Genomic DNA, 20,147 nt, shown 5'->3' with positions numbered 1-20,147 from the left:
CCCATCCGGTACGAGAGCCCGGCACCCCGGCCGCGCGGCGGGATGCCGGGCTCTCGCGCGCCCGGTGGGGTGCTCAGCCCGGCAGGACGCCGGTCAGCCCGCCGACCAGCGGGAGGTCCTTGACGCCGCCGCCGGCGCTCAGCGGGCCGGTGAGCGTCCCGGTGCCGATCGCGGGCAGGCCCTGGTCCGGCTGGAGGGCCGCGCCGTTGTTGAGGAAGTCGGCCGAGGAGTTCGCCCACGGGTCCAGCCGCAGGCTCTTGATCGGCGCGATGCCGTAGCCGAGGCCGGTGGTCGTCCCGCCCAGCGCCTGGCCGAGGTCGGTCTTGGTCAGCTTGGCCGGGCCGGCCGGGGCCTCGCCCGGGGCGGTGGCGGCCTGCGCCGAACCGGCGCCGAGCAGCACCGCGGCACCCACGGCGGCGGCCAGGCCGGCCGCGCTCTTCTTCGAAACCATCGTGATCACCCTTCGGTGGATCGGAGGTACCGGACGGTTGTCCGGAGACGCCGAACTGCCCCCCGGCCGACTGGTCGGGGGGCAGGACGGCCGGTACGCGTGCCGATCGGGATCAGCAGTCGTCCGCGGGCTGCGGGACGGCCTCGACGTTGGCGCAGGCGTTGCCGAAGGCCGGGTTCAGCAGACCGATGACGTTGATGCTGTTGCCGCACAGGTTGATCGGCACGTGCACCGGGATCTGGATCTGGTTGCCCGAGACGACACCGGGGGAGTTGGCGGCCACGCCCTCGGCGCCGGCGCTGGCGGCGGCGGAGCCCGCCGCGCCCAGCACCAGGCCGGCTGCGGCGGCGGAGAGGACGGCGGCCTTCTTCATGTTCTGCATGGGGGGTTGATCTCCTCGATCACACACGGGTGGAGCGTGCCGCGCCCCGGCGCTGCGGGGCACGGCACGGGCTCGGTGAATCAGCTGTCGCCGACGTGGCGACCGCGGGTTCAGCCGACGTTGGCGCACTGGTTGCCGAAGGCCGGGTTCAGCAGGCCGATGATGTCGATGCTGTTGCCGCACAGGTTGATCGGGATGTGGATCGGGATCTGGATCTGGTTGCCGGAGAGCACACCGGGGGAACCGGCGGCGACGCCCTCGGCACCGGAGCTGGCGACCGCACCGCCGGCGGCGCCGAGCACCAGGCCGCTGGCGGCCAGCGACAGGATGGCGGCCTTCTTGAAGTTGCGCATGTCATTCCTCCGATTTCTGCCCGACGGAAGGGAAATGTCGGGAGTCGGGCGAGCACGAATACTCACCCGAAGGCTGTAGGGATTTCCGTGATTGTCACTCGGGCGGCGCACACCGGCGTGTTCCGCCCATGGCTCGGGCGTGGCCGCGGCCGCCGTGTCGCGATGCCCCGCGAAGCGATTCCCGCACGGCCGGGAAAGGCTTCGGACAAAGGCGCGACGGTTGGAATTCCGGTCAGGCGTTCCGGCACGGATTGCCGGACGCCGGGTAGGGGAGGCCCGCCGCGCCGACCGAGCCGCCGGTGGCCGCGATGCCGACGACGGCGTGGGCGTGCTTGCGCATGGGCGGTACTCGATTCGTGCGTAGGGGCCGGTGGAGACCGGGTTCCATCAGGGAGAACGAGGCACCGCGGGCGGGGAAACGGTCGGACCCTCCGATCACCCGAATGCCCGGTCCGCGGCGCCGTTGCGCCGGATGGGTGACAGTGCGGGGAGCGTCGCAACCGGTCCGGTGGGGTCTCGTTCTAGATGTCGCACTCCCCGTGCATATCTGTCGAACAGTCAGGAGGCTCGTATGAGCATCAAGAAGACCGCCGCTGTCGGCGCGGCCGTGGTGGGCATCGTTGCCACCGGCGCCGGTACCGCGATGGCCAGCTCCGGCGCCCAGGGCGTTGCCGCCGGTTCCCCCGGTGTCATCTCGGGCAACCAGATCCAGGTCCCGGTGCACGTTCCGGTCAACGTCTGCGGCAACACCATCGACATCATCGGCCTGCTGAACCCGGCCTTCGGCAACAAGTGCGCCAACGTGGGCTGAGCCCGCACCCGGTTCGGCCGGTGCGAGCCGCCGTTCCGCGCTTCCCTCCTGGGGCGTGGGGCGGCGGCTCTTCGTCGTGCCGGGGCGGCGACGCCCCGTCAGTTCCCGGTGGTGTCACAAGCCTTGTTGCGTTACTTGTCAGTACCTAGAATGCGAGACCTGCTCACCTTTCCTGCTCCTCTCTTGCTCCGCGCCGCTCGGCGCCCCGCCCGGGCGGCCCCCCACCCCCGCAAGGAGTCGCGTGTGACCAGGTCCCCACGGTCGGCGGCGCGGCGGACACGCACCGGGTCCTCCCGGTGCGCCGCACTGCTCGCCACCGGAACCCTCCTCGCCACCCTCGGCCTGGCCGGCGCCCCCGCCGCCCTGGCCGACCCCGCCCCGGCCGCGCCCGCGGCCACCCGACCGGCCGCGGTCGTCGCCCTCGGCGACAGCGCCATCTCCGGGGAGGGCGCCGGCACCGACACCAACGACGGCTACTTCCCGGAGACGGACAGCCCCACCAACTACTGCCACCGCCACCCCAAGTCGGAGATCTTCGTCACCGACATCCCCGGGGTCACCCCGATCGACCTCGCCTGCTCCGGCGCCCAGACCGGCGACCTGGTCAGCGACCCGGAGCTGGCGAAGGTCACCGGCCCCGGCAGCGGCGACTTCGGCGAGCCCAAGCAGGACGTCAAACTGGCCGACACGGCGGCGAAGTACGACGTCAAGATGGTCGTCGTCACGATCGGCGCCAACGACGACTTCGACTTCAGCGGCATCATGATGCACTGCCTCGCGCAGTACTTCCCGATCCCCAAGGACCAGGGCTGCCGGGGCACCATCGGCAGCGACGAGATCCGCCGGCGCGCCAAGGGCGTCCAGCCCAAGGTGGTCGCGGCGCTCCAGAACATCCGTCAGACCATGCGCCGGGCCGGCTACGCCGACTCCTCGTACCAGCTGGTCTACCAGTCGTACTTCAACCCGATCACCCCGGACATCCGGCGCAACGACTACCTCGGCAAGGTCGCCGACGGCTGCCCGGCCTTCCCCGAGGACCTCGCCTGGGGCCACAACTGGGTGGTGCCGACGCTCAGCGACGCGCTGCGCGGCGCGGCCGAGCAGGTGCCCGGCGTCCGGTACCTCGACCAGCGGCGGGTCGCCTTCGGCCACGAGGTCTGCGCGGAGTGGACGAGCTCCCCGTACGAGTACACCAACGGGGACGTCATCAACCTCTCCGAGTGGGTGCGCAACGGCTGCGACTCGCAGATCGGCATCCCCGGGCTGTGCATGAACATGGTCCGCCAGTCGTACCACCTGCGGGTGGCCGGCTACCGCGGCGAGGGCGTCTGCCTCGGCCAGTTCTACGCCCGGCCGGAGCTGGCGCAGGCGTACTGCACCCTCAACCAGCAGAACACCACCTCGATCCAGCCGCTCACGCCCGGACAGCCGTTCGGCGACGTCCCCGAGGACGGCGCCTGGTACCAGCTGACCAACGCGGCCAGCGGCAACGCGCTCGACCTCACCGGCGGCGGCAGCTACGGCGACTCGACCAACGGCCGGGCCGCGATCACCTATCCGGCCACCGGCGGGCTCAACCAGTCCTTCGTCCTGGAGGCGAAGGCCGGCGGCAGCTACGAGCTCGACTTCAGCGGCAACCGGAACATGTGCCTGGACGCCAACGCCGCCTCCACCGCCCCCGGCACCCGGATCCAGCAGTGGGGCTGCACCGGCGGCGGCAACCAGCACTGGGTGTTCAAGCCGGCCGGCAACGGCCGCTACAAGATCGCCGACTCCCAGGACCAGGGCAAGGTCCTGGCCGCCGGCGCCACCCTCGACGCCAAGGGCAACCCGTACGTCGAACTCGCCGCCGACACCGGCGCTGCCAACCAGCTCTGGCAGCTCACCAAGCTCGGCATCGTCTACGTCCACGGCTGATCCGCCCCGCACGTCCTGAGGCCCCGGCCGCCGCCGCCCCCACCCGGGCGGCGGCGGCCGCGTGCACGACCGGGCCGGTGTGGTGCTCGGCACGGGTGGCGTGGTGCTGCGCGCCGGTCCGGAGGGCGCCAGGGGCCGTCGGTTCGGGGTCGTGCCGTAGGCTCACGGGAAAATCGTTGCGCCGGAGCCGCGCGGACCACGAGCGGGGCGGGGAGTACCCAGACCAGATGAGCACGGCATCGAGCACCGAGTCGTCCAGCACCCAGCCCGGAGCGCCCGGGGCGGCGCCCGCGGAGGCCCCCGAGGAACGGACGGGCCCGGCGTCCGGACGGTTCGGGGCACTGGTGGACCGCTTCGCGCCCGCGCTGGGCGCGTACGCGGTGGTCAAGGCCATCGGCCTGACCGTCTTCCTGCTGCTGCTCTCGCACACCGGCGACTACCTGAAGAAGCAGCCGGGCCGCGGCGGCGGCGCCCACGCCTGGGACGTGCTGGGCACCTGGGACGGCATCTGGTACCAGCGGATCGCCGAGAACGGGTACGACCCGCAGCTGATCCCGCTGCACGGCTTCCCGCTGGCCACCTACTACGAGAACTCGGCCGCCTTCTTCCCGCTCTACCCCTGGCTGATGCGGCTGGTCGGCGCCGTCACCGGGCTCGGCCCGTACGGCTCCGGGATCGTCGTCTCGGTGATCGCCTCGCTGGTCGCCGCGGCCGGGATCTTCGCCGTCGCCGAGCGGCTGGGCGGCTTCCGGGCGGGCGTGATCGCCGCGGTGCTCTGGGGCCTGTTCCCGGGCTCCGGCGTGGAGTGGGCGGTCTACTCGGACTCGCTGTTCGTCGCGCTGTCCGCCTGGGCCTGCTACTGCGTGATGACCCGCCGCTGGGTGGCGGCCGGCCTGCTGGCGCTGGTGGCGGGCCTCAACCGGCCGACCGCCGCCGCGCTGATCGCCGCCGTCTCGATCGCCGCGCTGGTCGCGCTGGTCCGCCGCACCGACGGGGTGGCCCGCCCGCTGACCGCGATGCTGATCACCCCGTGGGGCCTGATCGGCTACGTCGCCTGGGTCGGCTGGAAGATGGGCGACTGGGGCGGCTACTTCAAGCTCCAGCAGGGCGCCTGGAACCGCTACTTCGACGGCGGCGCCTCCACCCTGCGCACGATCATGGACGTGATCACCGGCCACTGGGACTTCTGGCAGTCCAACCCCGTCCCGGACCTGATCGCGATCGCCCTGCTGATCGCCCTGCCCGGCTTGCTGGTGCTGCTCTGGCGCACCCGGCCGCCGCTGGTGCTGTGGGTCTACACCGCGCTCACCATCATCACCGCGCTGAGCAGCAACCAGATCTTCGGCAACATCTCGCGCTACCTGCTGCCCGCCTTCCCGCTCTGCATCGGCCTGGCGGTGGCGCTGCGCAAGCTGCGGACCTCCTCGCTGGCCGGGCTGCTGGCCATGCCGGTCCTCGCGGCGGGCTGGTACGCGGGCTATGCGCTGTTCGAGTTGGGCATCCCGTAGACCCGGCGTTGGTTGGCAACGGGATCATCCGGCAGCAGACGGGCCGTTGCTAACCTCGGACGTATGACGACGACCCCGCCGCCCGTGCGCCAGATCCGCGACATCTCCGGGCTGATGGACCACGCGAGCCACGTGCTGGCCACCCGGATGGCGGCCGCCTTCACCGAGCTCGGGATCACCCCGCGCGCCTACTGCGTGCTGTTCCATGCACGGGCGGGCGAGCGCACCCAGATCCAGCTGGCCGAGCTGGCGGACCTGGACAAGACGACCATGGTGGTCACCGTCGACGAGCTGGAGAAGGCGGGCCTGGCCGAGCGCCGCCCGTCCGCGACCGACCGGCGGGCCCGGATCGTCTCGGTCACCGAGGCGGGCGAGCGGGCCGTGGTGCGGGGCAGCGCGATCGCCGACCGGGTGCACCGCGAGCTGCTGGAGTCGCTGCCCCAGCCCGAGCGCGAGGTGTTCCTCTCGGCCCTGACCCACCTGGTGGACGGCCACCTCGCGGAGCCCGTCGAGGTCGAACGCACCGTCCGCCGCGCCCGCCGCTCCCGGGGATAGTCGCCGGCCGCCCGCCCCGGACCGCTTCCGCGGGCTCGCCGCCACCGTCCCGTGGTCGACCGGGTGCGAGAACTGACCGTCCGTCAACTCGCTTGAATGCGACCAATGTTCGAAGGGTCAGCCTGGATTCGGCCCGCGTTCGAACGGCGGACCGGACCCCGGGGTGCTACGGCCAGACCAGGCAGTACAGCTGGTGCCCGGCCTCGTGCAGCCGGTTGGCGAAGTCCTGCCACTCGTGCAGCATGCTGTAGATCACGAACGCGTCCCGCGGCCCGCGCCGGTCCGGCACGGTGGACCAGATGAAGGCGGCGGCGCCGAGCTCGGTCTCGTCGGCCTTGCGCAGCGGCTCGACGACGTTGTGGGGGAGCTGGACGACGGCGTAGTCGGGGTGCAGCACCACCAGTTCCAGCGGCGGCACCTGGTGCAGCGGGACGCCCTGGATGCCGGTGAGCACCATGGCGCTCATCGTCTCCGGTTTGATCTTGGTGGAGAGGTGGCCGGTGGGGGAGCCGCTGGTCTCCATCAGGTCGCCGAGGCGGCCCAGTGCGCCGAGCTCGCCGGCCTCCAGGCCGAGCCCGCCCGGCCCGAGGGCGGTGGGGACTCTGGCGGCCGTCGCGCGGTCCGGGGCTCCGAAGTACTTGTAGGTCACCCCCACGCGTCCCTCACTCCGCCTCTCACCGCCGCGACGACCACGACCCGTACCCGCTCCCGTACCCCCGCGTGCGGTCTCGGCGGGCCTGCGGGAGCCCCCCGCGGCCTCGTCGTAACCGTCCTGCGCCTCGGACACTCGGACCATCCTCACCGGAATTCGCCGGAATCGACAGACCCCCGCACGTCCGGCGCCCACCGGACGTGCTCCTTACCCGTCATGCGCCGCCGTACCCATTCGCGGTACGCGGCAGTCCTCTCCACACCCCTGCACACAGACCGGAGGTCCTGTGCACTCTGTGTACACAGTCTGACTGGTCCCCGGTCCGGTGAAGTCAGCGGCCCCTGCTGTACGGACAACCGTACAGACAACGGTGCCCGGATCATCGTTCCAGATGATCGGGTCGGACATGCAGAGCGTGAGGACACGATTTGAGACCATGTCTTTTGTGAGCTACCCCTACGAAGCCCCCCAGTCCCAGTCGCTGTTCGACCGCGCCTCCGTGGTGACGCCCGGCGGCGTCAACTCCCCGGTGCGCGCCTTCCGCGCGGTCGGCGGCACGCCGCGCTTCATGGTGTCCGGCACCGGTCCCTACCTCACCGACGCCGACGGCCGCGAGTACGTCGACCTGGTGTGCTCGTGGGGTCCGATGATCCTCGGCCACGCGCACCCCGCGGTGATCGACGCCGTCCAGCGGGCCGTCTCCCGCGGCACCTCCTTCGGCACCCCCGGCGAGGGCGAGGTCGAGCTGGCCGAGGAGATCGTCGCCCGGGTCGCCCCGGTCGAGCAGGTCCGCCTGGTCTCCTCCGGCACCGAGGCCACCATGTCCGCGATCCGGCTGGCCCGCGGCTTCACCGGCCGCGCGAAGGTGGTGAAGTTCGCCGGCTGCTACCACGGTCACGTGGACGCGCTGCTGGCCGCCGCCGGTTCCGGCGTCGCCACCTTCGGCCTGCCGGACACCCCGGGCGTCACCGGCGCCCAGGCCGGCGACACCATCGTGCTGCCGTACAACGACCTGGCCGCCGTCGAGCAGGCGTTCGCCGCCCACCCGGGCGAGATCGCCTGCGTGATCACCGAGGCCTCGCCCGGCAACATGGGCGTCGTCCCGCCGCTGCCCGGCTTCAACGGCGGCCTGGCCCGGCTCTGCCGGGAGAACGGCGCGCTGTTCATCTCCGACGAGGTGATGACCGGCTTCCGCGTCTCCAAGGCCGGCTGGTACGGCCTGGAGGCGGCGCACGAGGGCTGGGCGCCGGACCTGCTGACCTTCGGCAAGGTCATGGGCGGCGGCTTCCCGGCCGCGGCCTTCGGCGGCCGCGCCGACGTGATGGCGCACCTGGCCCCGGCCGGCCCGGTCTACCAGGCGGGCACCCTGTCCGGGAACCCGGTCGCCACCGCGGCGGGCCTGGCCCAGCTGCGCGGCTGCACCGACGAGGCGTACGCGACGGTGGACAAGGTCGCCGCCGAGGTCTCCGGCCTGGTCGCCGACGCGCTCGCCAAGGAGGGCGTCGCGCACCGGCTGCAGACCGCCGGGAACATGTTCTCGGTGTTCTTCACCGAGGCCCCGGTCACCAACTATGACGAGGCCAGGACCCAGGAGGCGTACCGTTTCACCGCCTTCTTCCACGCGATGCTGGCCGAGGGCGTCTACCTGCCGCCGTCCGCCTTCGAGTCCTGGTTCGTCTCGGCGGCCCACGACGAGCGGGCGATCGAGCGGATCGCCGCCGCCCTGCCGGCCGCCGCGCGCGCCGCTGCCGCCGCCACGGCCTGACCGCCGCGGCCCGTACCCCGATTCCCAGGAGTAGTCGAGAAGTGAGCGCCAAAGAGATCACCGTCGTCCACGTGATGCGGCACGGCGAGGTGCACAACCCGGAGGGCGTCCTGTACGGGCGCCTGCCGGACTACCACCTGTCCGAGCTGGGCCGGAAGATGGCCGAGCGGGTCGCCGAGGACCTGGCCGACCGGGACGTCACCCACGTGGTGGCCTCCCCGCTGGAGCGGGCCCAGGAGACCGCCGCGCCGATCGCCGAGGCGCACGGCCTGGACATCGCGGTGGACGCGCGGCTGATCGAGGCGGAGAACGTCTTCGAGGGCAAGACCTTCGGGGTCGGCGACGGTTCGCTGCGGAACCCGGGCTACTGGAAGTACCTCACCAACCCGTTCAAGCCGTCCTGGGGCGAGCCCTACCTCGACCAGGCGGTGCGGATGATGGGCGCGATCGGCGCGGCCCGGGACGCCGCGCGCGGGCACGAGGCGGTCTGCGTCAGCCACCAGCTGCCGATCTGGATCCTCCGCTCCTTCGCCGAGCGCCGCCGGCTCTGGCACGACCCGCGCAACCGGCAGTGCTCGCTGGCCTCGCTGACCAGCTTCACCTTCGAGGGCGACCGGATCGTCTCGGTCGGCTACCGCGAGCCGGCCCGCGACCTGCTGCCCGCGCACCTGGTGGGCAAGGGCCGCAAGGGCGACAAGCCGGTGGGCAAGAGCTTCGGCGCCTAGCCTCCCGTAAGCGGCGTGTAAGTATGACTTCGGGTCACCCGGCGACTGCCGGGTGACCCGATTTCGTCGCAGGTCAGAAGGGGTGCGACGCGCAAGGGAGGACCCCGGCGAACCGGCCCGGAACTCCATGCGAAACTTTTCACATGTCTGCCATGACGCGCCCCCGTCCCCGTGTCGCCGCAGCAGCCGCCGCCACCGTCGCCGCCGCTGCGCTCGCCCTCACCGGCTGTTCCTCCTCGGGCTCGTCGGGCGGCGGCGAGGGCCAGGTCGGCTTCGTCACGGTCAAGGGCACCAACCTGTCGAAGGCGGACGCCGGGAAGCGCGGGGACGCGCCGGACATCTCCGGGGACACCCTGGAGGGCACCCCGGCCAAGCTCTCCGACTACCGGGGCAAGGTCGTCGTGCTGAACGTCTGGGGCTCCTGGTGCGGCCCGTGCCGGGCCGAGGCCAAGAGCCTCCAGAACGTCTCGGAGAAGTACAAGGACCAGGGCGTCCAGTTCCTCGGCATCAACACCCGGGACACCGAGAAGCAGAACGCCGTCCGCTTCGAGCAGGAGCAGGGCGTCACCTACCCGAGCCTCTTCGACCCGGCCGGCACCCAGCTGCTCAAGTTCCCCAAGGGCAGCCTCAACCCGCAGTCCATCCCGACCACCCTGATCGTCGACCGGGACGGCAAGCTGGCCGCCCGCGCCGTCGGCGGCACCACCGAGGACGCGCTGGAGTCGATCCTCCAGCCGGTGGTCGCGGAGCAGAAGCAGTGAGCCTGCCGCAACAACTCGCCGACAACACCGGGACCCTCCAGAGCGGAGCGCTGCTGGTCGCCGCGCCGATCGCGCTGGCGGCCGGACTGGTGTCGTTCTTCTCGCCCTGCGTGCTGCCGCTCGTCCCCGGCTACCTGTCGTACGTGACCGGCTTCTCCGCCGCCGACCTCGCGGACGCGCGCGGCGCGCGGCGCGGCCGGATGCTGCTCGGGGCGACGCTGTTCATCCTCGGCTTCACCGCCGTGTTCGTCTCGGGCGGGGCGCTGTTCGGGCAGTTCGGCGACACCCTCCAGGAGCACAAGCGGGTCATCTCGATCGTGCTCGGGGCGGTGACGATCGTGATGGGCCTCGCCTTCATGGGCCTCGTCCCCGGTCTGAGCATGCGCGAGGTGCGCTCCCACCGCCGTCCGTCGGTCGGCCTGCTCGGCGCGCCGCTGCTGGGCGTGGTCTTCGGCGTCGGCTGGACCCCCTGCATCGGTCCGACCCTGGCGACCGTCCAGAACCTCGCCCTGAACCAGGCCGACGCCGCGCGCGGCGCCCTGCTGATGACCTTCTACTGCCTGGGCCTCGGCGTACCGTTCATCGTGGCCGCGCTGGCCTTCCGCCGGGCGCTGGGCGCCTTCGGCTGGGTCAAGCGGCACTACCCGCTCGTCATGAGGATCGGCGGCGGCATGCTCGTCGCGGTCGGTCTGCTGCTCGTCACCGGGATCTGGGACTCGATGCTGAGCCAGCTGCAGTCCTGGACCGCCGACTTCCAGATCGGAATCTGACCGTGAGCAACACCACGACCGAGACCGAGCAGCCCCCGGCGCCGGACGACGTCGCCGCCGAGCGGCTCAGCACCGCGCCGGTCGAGTCCGACGGACCGACCGGCATAGGGGCGTTCGGCTGGGCGCGCTGGATGTGGCGCCAGCTGACCTCGATGCGGGTCGCCCTGATCCTGCTCTTCCTGCTGTCGCTGGCCGCCATCCCCGGCTCGCTGATCCCGCAGTACCAGAACGGCCAGGGCCAGCTGAAGGTCGAGGCCTGGAAGGCGCAGCACGCCACGGTCGCGCCGATCTACGAGAAGCTCCAGCTGTTCGACGTCTACAGCTCGGTCTGGTTCTCCGCGATCTACATCCTGCTGTTCGTGTCGCTGGCCGGCTGCATCGTCCCGCGCACCTGGCAGTTCGTCGGCGTGCTGCGCTCCCAGCCGCCGGCCGCGCCGCGCAACCTGACCCGGATGCCGGTCCACGCGGCCTGGCGCACCGAGGCGGACGCCGACGCGGTGAACGCCGCCGCGCACCGGCTGCTGCGCAAGCGCGGCTTCCGCGCCCACCTGTCCGGCGGCGCGGTGGCGGCCGAGAAGGGCTACCTGCGCGAGGTCGGCAACCTGCTGTTCCACCTGTCGCTGTTCGCGCTGCTCGGCGGCTTCGCCTGGGCCAGCCTGGCCTCGGGCACCGGCGGCAAGCTGATGGTCCAGGGCGAGGGCTACTCCAACACCATCACCCAGCTCGACGACTTCAACGGCACCCGGTTCTACGGCAACCAGGACCTCGACCCCTTCTACCTGAAGCTGGACAGCTTCACCTCGAAGTTCCAGACCAAGGGCGACCAGATCGGCGCCGCCCGGCAGTTCACCGCGAACGTCGAGTACTACGAGGGCAGCGACCAGTCGAAGCTGAAGAAGTCGACGATCGAGGTCAACCACCCGCTGGAGATCGGCGGCAGCAAGGTCTACCTGATCGGCCACGGCTACGCCCCGTTCGTCAGCGTCAAGAACGGCAAGGGCGAGGTCGTCTACCGCGGCGCCGTCCCGTTCCTGCCGCAGGACGGCAACCTGACCTCCACCGGTGTCGTGAAGGTCTCCGACTACGGCGTGGGCCCCGACGGCAACAAGACCCAGATGGGCTTCTCCGGCTTCTTCCTGCCGACCGCTCCGCTGAGCTTCGAGGGCACCGGCCCGGTCTCGCTGTTCCCCGGTGACGCCGAGCCCGAACTCGTGCTGAACGCCTTCGCGGGCGACCTCGGCACCGACTCCGGCCTGCCGCAGAACGTCTACCAGCTCAACACCCGCAAGCTCACCCAGCTCACCCAGGACGGCCAGCCGGCCAAGGCCCGGCTCAAGCCCGGCCAGGCCTGGGATCTGCCCGACGGCTACGGCTCGGTGACCTTCGAGGGCTACAAGCAGTGGGCCAGCTTCAACATCTCGCACCGTCCGGGCAACGCGATCGCCCTGAGCGGCGGCGTGCTCGCGATCCTCGGCCTGATCGGCTCGCTGTTCATCCAGCGCCGCCGGATCTGGGTGCGGGCGGTCGCCCTGCCGGGCGGCGGCACCCAGGTGGAGCTGGCCGGCCTGGCCCGCAGCGAGTCGGCGAAGATCGCCGAGGAGCTGGCGGAGCTCGCGGTCGACCTCCAGGACGACGCTCCCGCCTCCGAGGACGAGGAGGACGACGCCCCGGCCCCCGAAGGTGAGGACGGCACCCCGGCCTCCGCGGACGAGGACGGCACCCCGGCCTCCGCGGACGAGGACGCCGACACCGAAACGGACGTACCCGAGGAGACCGGGACCCCCACAGTCCCGGCGGCCTCCCCGGAACCCGCAGTCCCTGCCGACCAGAACTCCAAGGAGTAGACGGTGCATCTCGCCTCGGCGGTCGACCCACAGCTGGCCGACCTCTCCAACAAGCTGATCTATTCGGCGATGGTGGTCTACACCCTCGCCATGTTCGCCCACATGATCGAGTGGACCTTCGGCAGCAAGGGCGCCGTCGCCGTCCGCTCGACCGAACAGGCGGGCAGCCTGGGCGAGACCGTCGCCGCGGCGGACAAGAAGGCCGCGAAGAAGGTCACCGTCACGGTGGCCGGGGCCGGCGGCGGCACCACGACGCTCACCCGCACCGCGATCGCGGGCGAGGGCGCGACGGTGGTCACCACCGGGCGCGGCGCCGAGGAGGAGGACGGCCCGGGCGCGGCCGGCACCAGCGTGCGGGCCGACCTGGCCGGCCGGATCGCCGTCTCGCTCACCGTGCTGGCGCTGGCGCTGCACGGCGGCGGCATCATCACCCGCGGCCTGTCGGTCTCCCGCTGGCCGTGGGGCAACATGTACGAGTTCTCCTGCGCCTTCGCCTTCGCGATGACGGCCGCGTACCTGGTGCTGCTGGCCGCGAAGAAGAAGGTCCGCTGGCTCGGCCTGCCGGTCGTGCTCGCGGTGCTGCTGACCCTCGGCATCGCCACCACGGTGCTGTACACCGACTCCGAGCAGCTCGTCCCGGCGCTGCACTCGCCGTGGCTGGCGATCCACGTCTCCACCGCGATCTTCTGCGGCGGCGCCTTCTACGCGGCGTTCATCGCCACACTGCTGTACCTCGGCAAGGAGTCCTTCGAGAAGCGGACGGCGGCCGGCCTCACCACCGGCCCGCTGGGCACCTCGGCCTCGATCTGGCGCCGGCTGCCCGCCGCGTCCACCTTCGACAAGCTGTCCTACCGGATCAACGCCCTGGTCTTCCCGCTGTGGACGTTCACCATCATCGCGGGCGCGATCTGGGCCGAGGCGGCCTGGGGCAAGTACTGGGAGTGGGACCCGAAGGAGACCTGGTCGTTCATCACCTGGGTCGCCTACGCCTGTTACCTGCACGCCCGTGCGACGGCCGGCTGGAAGGGCCGCAAGGCCGCCTACCTGGCGCTGGCGGCGTTCGCCTGCTGGCTCTTCAACTACTACGGGGTGAACATCTTCGTCACCGGAAAGCACTCCTACGCGGGGATCTGACCGGGGCACACGATCACCCACCGGCCCGGCTCTCTCCCACAGGTAGCCGGGCCGATGTGTGAAACGGGGTAGTGCGCGCCGGCCGCCGGCCGGTGCGAGAGGGAACTGAGGAGGAAATCGCGCAATGGAGTGCGACGAGGTCATGCTGACCGTCCGAATCACCGCCGCCGAGCGCACGCTGCTCCGCAGGCTCGCCCAGGGACACCGGAGCGACGTGTCGGAGGTGGTGTCCGACGCGCTGCTGGACATCATCCCGACGCTCAGCGCGCCGGGGGACGCCTACCGGTTGCTGGGGGCGCTGGCCGTGCCCGCGCCGTGCGCCCTGACGGTGTGGCTGCCGACCCCGCTGGCCGATCTGCTGGTGCCGGGCGCGGCCCGGATCGCGCAGATCACCGACGTCCGGGTCGAGTCGGCCAGCGCGGCCCTGGGCGCGGCGCTGCGGCTCTGGCTGTCCCAGGACCCGGTCCGGCTGGCGACCAACCTCAGCGTGATGCACGCGGGCCGGCCGGCCGCCCTGGTGGCCGCCTGACGGGCCCGGGGTGTCCCTAACTCGCCAGCGGCAGCCGGGCGCCCCCGAGGCCCGGCAGGGGAGGGCCGGGTACGGCGGGGCCCGGGGCGGCGGGGCGGCCGTCGTAGGCGTCCCGCCGGACCGGCACCCTCGGGCCCTCGGCCGGTCCGTCCACCGGCACGGTGAGCAGCAGGCACTCGGCCGCCGTCCGGCCGTCCTGGAGCAGCTCGACCCGTACCGCGAGCCGCCCGTCCGCCGCGGCCGGCCCCTCGGCCGGCCCGGGCGCCGGTTCGGGGGCGGCCCGGACGAAGCAGGGCCGGTCCAGCTCGATGTAGTGGTCGAAGGAGGTCACCAGCTCGACCGGGACCACCGGCTCGGGGTGGCGCAGCCGCTGGGCGGCCTGCCGGGCGGCCTCCAGCACCAGCATCCCGGGCACGTGGTCCAGCTCGTGGTCGAACAGCACCGGGTGGGTGGCGTCGGCGCGCAGCAGCCAGGTGTCCGGCGCCAGGGTCGGGCTGAGCACCACGTCCGCCGGCTGTGCGCGGCCGACCAGCTCGGGCGCGGCGGGCGCCGGCGGGCGCGGCGGGAGGGTGCGCCGCGCGGGGCCGCGCAGCCGGGCGTACGAGGCGGGGGACACCACCCGCAGCCGTCCGCTGCCGCGGCCGATCGGCCGGCCGTCCCGGGTGACGTCGACGCAGACCCGGAGCGAGGCGAGCTCGCCGTGCCGCATCCGGACGTCCTCGCAGCCGACGGCCAGCATCAGTGAGGCGGGGCCGGCGGTGACGGCGAGGCCCGCCAGGCCGGTCCCGTCGAGCGCGTAGGAGAGGTCCTCCATCATGAAGTGGTGGCCGCGCGGCACCCCGAACCCGGCGTGGCCGATCAGCAGCCCGGTCTGCCGGATCGTTTCGGCCAGCAGCACCGGGTCGTGGTAGCGGTCCCCGGGCAGCCGGTAGAAGCCGTGCAGTCGGGGCCACTGGGCGCCGAGCAGGAAGTCGTACGGGCCGGTGGCCTGCCAGCCGGTGAGGAACACCTCGGACACCGAGGCGCGGTGCACCAGGTGCCGGGAGACGGTCCGGTCGTGGAAGTCGTAGCCGGTGGCGGGGCCGTGGTGGAAGCCGTAGCCGGTGGCGGGGCCGTGGTGGAAGTCGTAGCCGGTGGCGGGGCCGTCGTGGAACCCGAAGCCGCCGGCGCTGCCCGGGCCGGGGTGGGCGTACGGATCGTGCGGGTCCGGCTCTACGATCGATGGCATGACGGGCCCCCGCTTCAGGGTGTCGGTCGGAGCGGCCGCCACGGCCGTCCGAGCAAAACATACATACCACCCGGTTTGTGTTCGGCGGCTGGGGTGCCCAGGCCGAACGCTCCGGCCCGGCCACGCTACCTGCCCCCTGGGCTGCGGGAATGCCCGTTCGGGAGGCCTCGGACCATCGGTGGGGGGCCGTCCCCGCTGGACGGCGGGGGCGAAGCAAGCGCTAGATTAGATACCAACCATGCGGTTTCGGAGGGTGCCGCCCGCATGCGAGCGCCGCCCCCGCAGGGGCCGCGCCGACAGCAGCCGGGTGGGGCGGGGATCGCGCCCGGCCGAGTCCGGAGGGGGCCAGTGGTCAAGCAGGAGCGGGCTGGGCGGACCCGGCGGGCCGTACTGCTCGCCGCCGCGGAGACCTTCGCGCGGGTGGGCTTCGAGGCCGCCAGCCTGGTCGACATCAGCCGCCGGGCCGGGGTGAGCAAGGGGGCCCTCTACTTCCACTTCGTGTCCAAGCAGGCCCTCGCCGACGGGGTGCGCCGCGCCTCCGGGCGGGAGGTCGGCTCGGCCGCGCTGCGCGCGCTGCGGGCCGACGGCCCGGCCCTCCAGGGGCTGATCGACTTCTCGCACGAGCTGGCCCGGATGCTGCGCGAGGACGTGGTGGTGCGGGCCGGCGTCCGGCTCGGCCGCCAGGGCCCGCGCCGGGACGGCGCCCAGGAGGGGCCGGACGGCCCGCCCGTGGCCTCCGACGTCGCCTGGCGCAGCCTCACCGCCGTCGTCCACCGGCTGCTGGACCGCGCCGCCGAGGCCGGCGAGCTGCGCCCCGGGGTGGACCGGCGGGCCGCCGCCGAACTGCTCACCGCGGTGGCGGCCGGCCAGGTGCTGCTCGCGGGCGAGGAGACCGGCCGGCCCGGTCCTGAGGCGGTGAGCCGGCTCTGGACGGCCGCGCTGCCGGCCCTGGTGACGGCGGAGCGCCGGGCGGGCTACCGGGTCTGAGGCCCCGGCCCCGGGGCTCCCGGAGTCGGGGCTCAGGCGCGCTCGGCGACGCTCAGCCGGGCGAGCGCGTGCGGCTGGACCAGGCCGGGCAGCAGCAGCGTCCAGAGGTCGGACAGCCGCTGGATCAGGTCCTGCCGGTCGGCCAGCACCTGGGAGCTCAGCTGGATGCCGGTGACGGCCCCGGTGATCACCCCGGCGGCCGCGGTCAGGTCGACCCCCGGGTGGAGGTCGCCGGCCTCCCGGGCGTGCTCCAGCAGGACGCGGACGGTGTCCATCCAGCCCTGGTAGGCCGCGAGCTGCGGCTGGGTGAAGCTGCCGTGCTCGATCGTCAGCCGGATGCTGCCGCGCACCAGCGGGTCGGTCTGGAGCGCGCGGGCGAAGGCGTACCCGAGGTCGATCAGGTTCTGCACCGGGCTGTCCGAGGCCGGTGTCCAGCCGGAGATGAAGACGCCCTGTCCCTCGATGACGGCGAGCGCCAGCTCCTCCTTGGAGCGGAAGTGGAAGTACAGCGCGCCCTTGGTGACGCCGGCGCGGTCCAGGATCTCGGACATCGTGGCGGCGGCGTAGCCCCGCTCGTCGAACACCTCGGCCGCCGCGACGAGTACCGTCTGGCGGGTCGCCAGCGCGCGGGCCTGCCTGGCCATCGCAGCCTCCCTGGAAAGTTCTGGTCTCGGCAGCGGCCGATCCTATGGGGGCGGACGGGGCGGCGGACGCATACCGTCCAGTAGGCATCCTACCGAGCCCGCCGCGGGCCCCTCCGGCCCCGGCCGACCGGGCGGGAGCACCGCCGACGCGGCCCCGGACCAGCGCCGACGCGGCCCCGGACGAAGCCCGAGGCGGCCCGGGCAACGCCGGACGGCCGGTCACCCGAGCGGGGTGACCGGCCGTCGGCACGGGCCGTGGGCCGTCAGGCCGCCTGCTGCCAGCTGAACGGCGAGTAGTACGCCGGGCGGCGCTCCAGGCGCTGCCAGTTGGCGATCGGCTCGATCGGCGCGGCGGCGGCGGCCTGCTGCGCGACGGCGGCGCGCGCGGCGAGGACGGCGGTCAGGGCGGCGAGTTCCTCGTCGGTGAGGCTGCCGCGGACGATGCGGACGAGGGGTTCGGCGGAAGCGGTCATGTCCTGGTTTCTCCCCCGGGTGGCTGCGGTCTGAGGTGGTGGCGCGTCGGTGCGGGCTGCTGCTGCGGTGCGGGCTGTCGCGGCGGTGCGCGCCACTACATCGGCGGGTTGCCGTGCTTGCGGCTGGGCAGGTCGGCGTGCTTGGTGCGGAGCATGGCCAGGGCGGAAGCGATCACCTGGCGGGTCTCGGCCGGGTCGATGACGTCGTCCACGAGGCCGCGCTCGGCCGCGTAGTACGGGTGCATCAGCTCGTTCTTGTATTCCTTGATCTTCTGGGCGCGCATGGCGTCCGGGTCCTCGGCGGCGTTGATCTCGCGCCGGAAGATGACGTTGGCCGCGCCCTCGGCGCCCATCACGGCGATCTCGTTGGTCGGCCAGGCGTACGACAGGTCGGCGCCGATCGAGCGGGAGTCCATCACGATGTACGCGCCGCCGTAGGCCTTGCGCAGGATCAGCGAGATGCGCGGCACGGTGGCGTTGCAGTACGCGTACAGCAGCTTGGCGCCGTGGCGGATGATGCCGCCGTGCTCCTGGTCGACGCCGGGCAGGAAGCCGGGGACGTCGAGCAGGGTGACCAGCGGGATGTTGAAGGCGTCGCACATCTGGACGAAGCGGGCGGCCTTCTCGCTCGCGTTGATGTCCAGCACGCCGGCCAGCGACTGCGGCTGGTTGGCGATGATGCCGACGACGTGGCCGTCGATCCGGGCGAGCACGCAGAGCACGTTGGTGGCCCAGCGCTCGTGGACCTCCAGGTACTCGCCGTGGTCGACGATCTCCTCGATCACCTTGCGCATGTCGTACGGGCGGTTGCCGTCGGCGGGCACCAGGTCCAGCAGGCTGTCGTTGCGGCGCTGGACCGGGTCCTCGGTCACCACGGACGGCGGCATCTCGCGGTTGTTCTGCGGCAGCAGCGACAGGAGGTAGCGGACCTCCTCGATGCAGGACTGCTCGTCGTCGTAGACGAAGTGCGAGACGCCGGAGACGCCGGCGTGCACGTCGGCGCCGCCGAGGCCGTTCTGGCTGATCTTCTCGCCGGTGACCGCCTGGACCACGTCCGGGCCGGTGATGAACATCTGCGAGGTCTCGCGGACCATGAAGACGAAGTCGGTCAGCGCGGGGGAGTACGCGGCGCCGCCGGCGCACGGGCCGAGCATCACCGAGATCTGCGGGATGACGCCGGACGCCTTGGTGTTGCGCTGGAAGATGCCGCCGTAGCCGGCCAGGGCGGTGACGCCCTCCTGGATGCGGGCGCCGGCGCCGTCGTTCAGCGAGACCAGCGGGGCACCGGCCGCGATGGCCATGTCCATGATCTTGTGGATCTTCTGGGCGTGGGCCTCGCCCAGCGCGCCGCCGAAGATCCGGAAGTCGTGCGCGTACGTGAAGACGGTGCGCCCGTGGACGGTGCCCCAGCCGACGATCACGCCGTCGGTGTGCGGCTTCTTGGCCTCCAGGCCGAAGCCCTGGGCGCGGTGCCGGCGAAACGGCTCGACCTCCTGGAAGGAGCCCTCGTCCAGCAGCAGCTCGATGCGCTCGCGCGCGGTCAGCTTGCCCTTGGCGTGCTGGGCCTCGGTGGCCTTGTCGCTGGGGCCGCGGCGGACCTTCTCGCGCAGCTCGTGCAGCTCGGCGACCCGCCCGCGGGCGTCGGCCGGGACCTCGGGGACCTCGCCGTCGACCGGCGCCTCATGCACAACCGTCATCTCGAACCACTCCAAGGGTGAGGGAACTGTCCGACAGCCAACGTCTGCTGTGCCCCCGGCTGCGAATCACTTTCTTCACTTATGACTGTACGAGGGGCCGTGCGCTGGTTTCGGCGTCGATTCCGTACAAGGTCGAGTTCGTTTAGCTGTCAGGCCTGGACAGAAGCGGTCGGATCGTTGACTGAGCGCTCGGTGTTCATTCGGATACCGGGGGTTGTCGGACAGATGATGGTCCGATGATCTGAGCATGAAGGAAAGCGCAGGTCAGGGCCGTCTCCCAGTACTGTAGGCCGGTCCTCTTGGGCACCGCTCAAGGTCCGCTCAAGCCCGGCGGGCAGGGGGTCGCCATTCGGGTTAGGGGTTGCGCAGTCGTAGGGAAGCACCAAAAATGCCGCAGCCCACCCCGCACGGTGGGGGTGGGCTGTCCGGGCGAGCGGGCGGACCCGCTCCGATCAGCTCTTCCTGCCGTCCTCGGGCTCGTCGCGGTCGCGCAGCTCCCGCTCGCGACGGCGCAGATCGGCCTCCCACTGCTTGAGCATGGACTCGTGGTCTTTGTCGTCCTTCTTCAACGAGGCGAGGAACTCGGGGTCGTCGTCCGGCGCCAGCGGGCGCCCGCCGCGCGCGGCGGGACGGCCCGCCCGGTCGTCGGCCGGGTACCCCGGGTGGGCCCCGGCGGGCGCGGCCCGCAGGAAGCCGCGCTGCTTGCCGGCGATCAGCCAGGCGATCGGGCCCAGCGGCGGGAAGAGCAGCACGATCAGCACCCAGACCACCTTGGGCAGGTGCTTCACCTCGTCCTCGGGCGTGGTCAGGCAGTCCACGAACGCCCAGACCCAGAGCGCGAGCGGAAGGATGATGGTCAGAAGAATCCTCGGCACGGCTGGGATCTCCCCCCGGGCGGCGATGGTGGCGGGCGCCTTCCAGGGGCCCTTGACCCGGCCAGGCTATCGGGTGGCGGATACTG

The 20,147-nt window shown here is 72.3% G+C and carries 21 protein-coding genes; 12 read left to right on the top strand and 9 right to left on the bottom strand.

The genetic code is table 11. The annotated features are described in order from the left end of the window. Nucleotides 1-73: 73 nt before the first annotated feature. The 3 genes from ACLWS4_RS07780 to ACLWS4_RS07770 form a co-directional block, all read right to left on the bottom strand. A complete protein-coding gene (locus ACLWS4_RS07780; RefSeq protein WP_079272386.1) occupies nt 74-451 on the bottom strand; it encodes a hypothetical protein in 378 nt (125 codons plus the stop codon). Nucleotides 452-563: 112 nt separating this feature from the next. Then, nucleotides 564-833 (bottom strand): chaplin, encoded by a 270-nt coding sequence (locus ACLWS4_RS07775; RefSeq protein WP_049650484.1) that lies wholly within the window; start codon nt 831-833, stop codon nt 564-566. A gap of 110 nt (nt 834-943) precedes the next feature. Further along, entirely contained in the window at nt 944-1,186 is a 243-nt protein-coding gene (locus ACLWS4_RS07770) for a chaplin (protein ID WP_416873630.1), read from the bottom strand. A gap of 571 nt (nt 1,187-1,757) precedes the next feature. Between ACLWS4_RS07770 and ACLWS4_RS07765 the strand changes: the two genes are divergently transcribed. The 4 genes from ACLWS4_RS07765 to ACLWS4_RS07750 all read left to right on the top strand — a co-directional run bounded on the left by ACLWS4_RS07765 (nt 1,758) and on the right by ACLWS4_RS07750 (nt 5,977). Continuing rightward, nucleotides 1,758-1,997, top strand: a complete 240-nt coding sequence (locus tag ACLWS4_RS07765; protein WP_049650486.1) for a chaplin — start codon at nt 1,758-1,760, stop codon at nt 1,995-1,997. Nucleotides 1,998-2,240: 243 nt separating this feature from the next. Beyond that, on the top strand, nt 2,241-3,914 hold the full coding sequence (locus ACLWS4_RS07760; protein ID WP_416873629.1) for an RICIN domain-containing protein: 1,674 nt from the start codon (nt 2,241-2,243) through the stop codon (nt 3,912-3,914). A 227-nt stretch (nt 3,915-4,141) separates the two neighbouring features. Next, entirely contained in the window at nt 4,142-5,422 is a 1,281-nt protein-coding gene (locus ACLWS4_RS07755; RefSeq protein ID WP_117488307.1) for a glycosyltransferase family 39 protein, read from the top strand. Nucleotides 5,423-5,485: 63 nt separating this feature from the next. Then, nucleotides 5,486-5,977: a MarR family winged helix-turn-helix transcriptional regulator gene (locus ACLWS4_RS07750; RefSeq protein WP_049650488.1), complete on the top strand. Its 492-nt coding sequence runs from the start codon at nt 5,486-5,488 to the stop codon at nt 5,975-5,977. 166 nt (nt 5,978-6,143) lie between these two features. Here ACLWS4_RS07750 and ACLWS4_RS07745 read toward each other — a convergent pair whose 3' ends face one another. Beyond that, nucleotides 6,144-6,626 carry a hypothetical protein gene (locus ACLWS4_RS07745; RefSeq protein WP_074004012.1) on the bottom strand — a complete coding sequence of 161 codons (483 nt, stop codon included), beginning with the start codon at nt 6,624-6,626 and terminating at the stop codon, nt 6,144-6,146. 439 nt (nt 6,627-7,065) lie between these two features. Between ACLWS4_RS07745 and hemL the strand changes: the two genes are divergently transcribed. The 7 genes from hemL (at nt 7,066) to ACLWS4_RS07710 (ending at nt 14,157) form a co-directional block, all read left to right on the top strand. Further along, the gene (hemL, locus tag ACLWS4_RS07740) at nt 7,066-8,394 is read left to right on the top strand and encodes a glutamate-1-semialdehyde 2,1-aminomutase (protein WP_063780097.1); all 1,329 of its coding nucleotides are present in this window, start codon (nt 7,066-7,068) and stop codon (nt 8,392-8,394) included. A 74-nt stretch (nt 8,395-8,468) separates the two neighbouring features. Then, nucleotides 8,469-9,119 carry a histidine phosphatase family protein gene (locus ACLWS4_RS07735; RefSeq protein ID WP_049650499.1) on the top strand — a complete coding sequence of 217 codons (651 nt, stop codon included), beginning with the start codon at nt 8,469-8,471 and terminating at the stop codon, nt 9,117-9,119. A gap of 143 nt (nt 9,120-9,262) precedes the next feature. Continuing rightward, nucleotides 9,263-9,880 (top strand): TlpA family protein disulfide reductase, encoded by a 618-nt coding sequence (locus ACLWS4_RS07730; protein ID WP_049650491.1) that lies wholly within the window; start codon nt 9,263-9,265, stop codon nt 9,878-9,880. Further along, a complete protein-coding gene (locus ACLWS4_RS07725) occupies nt 9,877-10,650 on the top strand; it encodes a cytochrome c biogenesis CcdA family protein (RefSeq protein WP_234348286.1) in 774 nt (257 codons plus the stop codon). The genes ACLWS4_RS07730 and ACLWS4_RS07725 overlap by 4 nt, the downstream gene beginning before the upstream one ends. A 2-nt stretch (nt 10,651-10,652) precedes the next feature. Then, nucleotides 10,653-12,494 (top strand): cytochrome c biogenesis protein ResB, encoded by a 1,842-nt coding sequence (locus ACLWS4_RS07720; protein ID WP_074004011.1) that lies wholly within the window; start codon nt 10,653-10,655, stop codon nt 12,492-12,494. Between the two features lie 3 nt (nt 12,495-12,497). Then, on the top strand, nt 12,498-13,628 hold the full coding sequence (gene ccsB / locus ACLWS4_RS07715; RefSeq protein WP_049650493.1) for a c-type cytochrome biogenesis protein CcsB: 1,131 nt from the start codon (nt 12,498-12,500) through the stop codon (nt 13,626-13,628). A gap of 142 nt (nt 13,629-13,770) precedes the next feature. Next, nucleotides 13,771-14,157, top strand: coding sequence for a hypothetical protein (locus ACLWS4_RS07710; RefSeq protein ID WP_143204614.1), 387 nt, complete (start codon nt 13,771-13,773; stop codon nt 14,155-14,157). Between the two features lie 16 nt (nt 14,158-14,173). Here ACLWS4_RS07710 and ACLWS4_RS07705 read toward each other — a convergent pair whose 3' ends face one another. Next, nucleotides 14,174-15,385: a ScbA/BarX family gamma-butyrolactone biosynthesis protein gene (locus ACLWS4_RS07705; RefSeq protein ID WP_416873628.1), complete on the bottom strand. Its 1,212-nt coding sequence runs from the start codon at nt 15,383-15,385 to the stop codon at nt 14,174-14,176. Between the two features lie 348 nt (nt 15,386-15,733). Between ACLWS4_RS07705 and ACLWS4_RS07700 the strand changes: the two genes are divergently transcribed. Then, complete coding sequence (locus ACLWS4_RS07700) at nt 15,734-16,372, top strand: ScbR family autoregulator-binding transcription factor (protein ID WP_074004008.1); 639 nt, start codon at nt 15,734-15,736, stop codon at nt 16,370-16,372. 32 nt (nt 16,373-16,404) lie between these two features. Here ACLWS4_RS07700 and ACLWS4_RS07695 read toward each other — a convergent pair whose 3' ends face one another. The 4 genes from ACLWS4_RS07695 to ACLWS4_RS07680 all read right to left on the bottom strand — a co-directional run bounded on the left by ACLWS4_RS07695 (nt 16,405) and on the right by ACLWS4_RS07680 (nt 20,061). Then, complete coding sequence (locus ACLWS4_RS07695; RefSeq protein ID WP_049661418.1) at nt 16,405-17,016, bottom strand: ScbR family autoregulator-binding transcription factor; 612 nt, start codon at nt 17,014-17,016, stop codon at nt 16,405-16,407. A gap of 263 nt (nt 17,017-17,279) precedes the next feature. Then, nucleotides 17,280-17,489, bottom strand: coding sequence for an acyl-CoA carboxylase epsilon subunit (locus ACLWS4_RS07690; RefSeq protein ID WP_049651530.1), 210 nt, complete (start codon nt 17,487-17,489; stop codon nt 17,280-17,282). A gap of 95 nt (nt 17,490-17,584) precedes the next feature. Then, the gene (locus ACLWS4_RS07685) at nt 17,585-19,186 is read right to left on the bottom strand and encodes an acyl-CoA carboxylase subunit beta (protein ID WP_049651531.1); all 1,602 of its coding nucleotides are present in this window, start codon (nt 19,184-19,186) and stop codon (nt 17,585-17,587) included. A 452-nt stretch (nt 19,187-19,638) separates the two neighbouring features. Further along, nucleotides 19,639-20,061, bottom strand: coding sequence for a PLD nuclease N-terminal domain-containing protein (locus ACLWS4_RS07680; RefSeq protein WP_049651532.1), 423 nt, complete (start codon nt 20,059-20,061; stop codon nt 19,639-19,641). Nucleotides 20,062-20,147: the final 86 nt, after the last annotated feature.

The sequence above is a fragment of the Kitasatospora sp. SC0581 genome, from assembly GCF_048159585.1.
Lineage (GTDB): Bacteria > Actinomycetota > Actinomycetes > Streptomycetales > Streptomycetaceae > Kitasatospora.
This window is presented reverse-complemented; position numbering and strand designations above follow the sequence as displayed.

Excerpts from the sequence above, each read along its gene's own strand:
- ACLWS4_RS07780 (WP_079272386.1), bottom strand. The coding sequence starts at position 451 with ATGGTTTCGAAGAAGAGCGCGGCCGGCCTGGCCGCCGCCGTGGGTGCC.
- ACLWS4_RS07775 (WP_049650484.1), bottom strand. The coding sequence starts at position 833 with ATGCAGAACATGAAGAAGGCCGCCGTCCTCTCCGCCGCCGCAGCCGGC.
- ACLWS4_RS07770 (WP_416873630.1), bottom strand. The coding sequence starts at position 1,186 with ATGCGCAACTTCAAGAAGGCCGCCATCCTGTCGCTGGCCGCCAGCGGC.
- ACLWS4_RS07765 (WP_049650486.1), top strand. The coding sequence starts at position 1,758 with ATGAGCATCAAGAAGACCGCCGCTGTCGGCGCGGCCGTGGTGGGCATC.
- ACLWS4_RS07755 (WP_117488307.1), top strand. The coding sequence starts at position 4,142 with ATGAGCACGGCATCGAGCACCGAGTCGTCCAGCACCCAGCCCGGAGCG.
- ACLWS4_RS07750 (WP_049650488.1), top strand. The coding sequence starts at position 5,486 with ATGACGACGACCCCGCCGCCCGTGCGCCAGATCCGCGACATCTCCGGG.
- hemL (WP_063780097.1), top strand. The coding sequence starts at position 7,066 with ATGTCTTTTGTGAGCTACCCCTACGAAGCCCCCCAGTCCCAGTCGCTG.
- ACLWS4_RS07735 (WP_049650499.1), top strand. The coding sequence starts at position 8,469 with ATGCGGCACGGCGAGGTGCACAACCCGGAGGGCGTCCTGTACGGGCGC.
- ACLWS4_RS07730 (WP_049650491.1), top strand. The coding sequence starts at position 9,263 with ATGTCTGCCATGACGCGCCCCCGTCCCCGTGTCGCCGCAGCAGCCGCC.
- ACLWS4_RS07710 (WP_143204614.1), top strand. The coding sequence starts at position 13,771 with ATGCTGACCGTCCGAATCACCGCCGCCGAGCGCACGCTGCTCCGCAGG.
- ACLWS4_RS07705 (WP_416873628.1), bottom strand. The coding sequence starts at position 15,385 with ATGCCATCGATCGTAGAGCCGGACCCGCACGATCCGTACGCCCACCCC.
- ACLWS4_RS07695 (WP_049661418.1), bottom strand. The coding sequence starts at position 17,016 with ATGGCCAGGCAGGCCCGCGCGCTGGCGACCCGCCAGACGGTACTCGTC.
- ACLWS4_RS07690 (WP_049651530.1), bottom strand. The coding sequence starts at position 17,489 with ATGACCGCTTCCGCCGAACCCCTCGTCCGCATCGTCCGCGGCAGCCTC.
- ACLWS4_RS07685 (WP_049651531.1), bottom strand. The coding sequence starts at position 19,186 with ATGACGGTTGTGCATGAGGCGCCGGTCGACGGCGAGGTCCCCGAGGTC.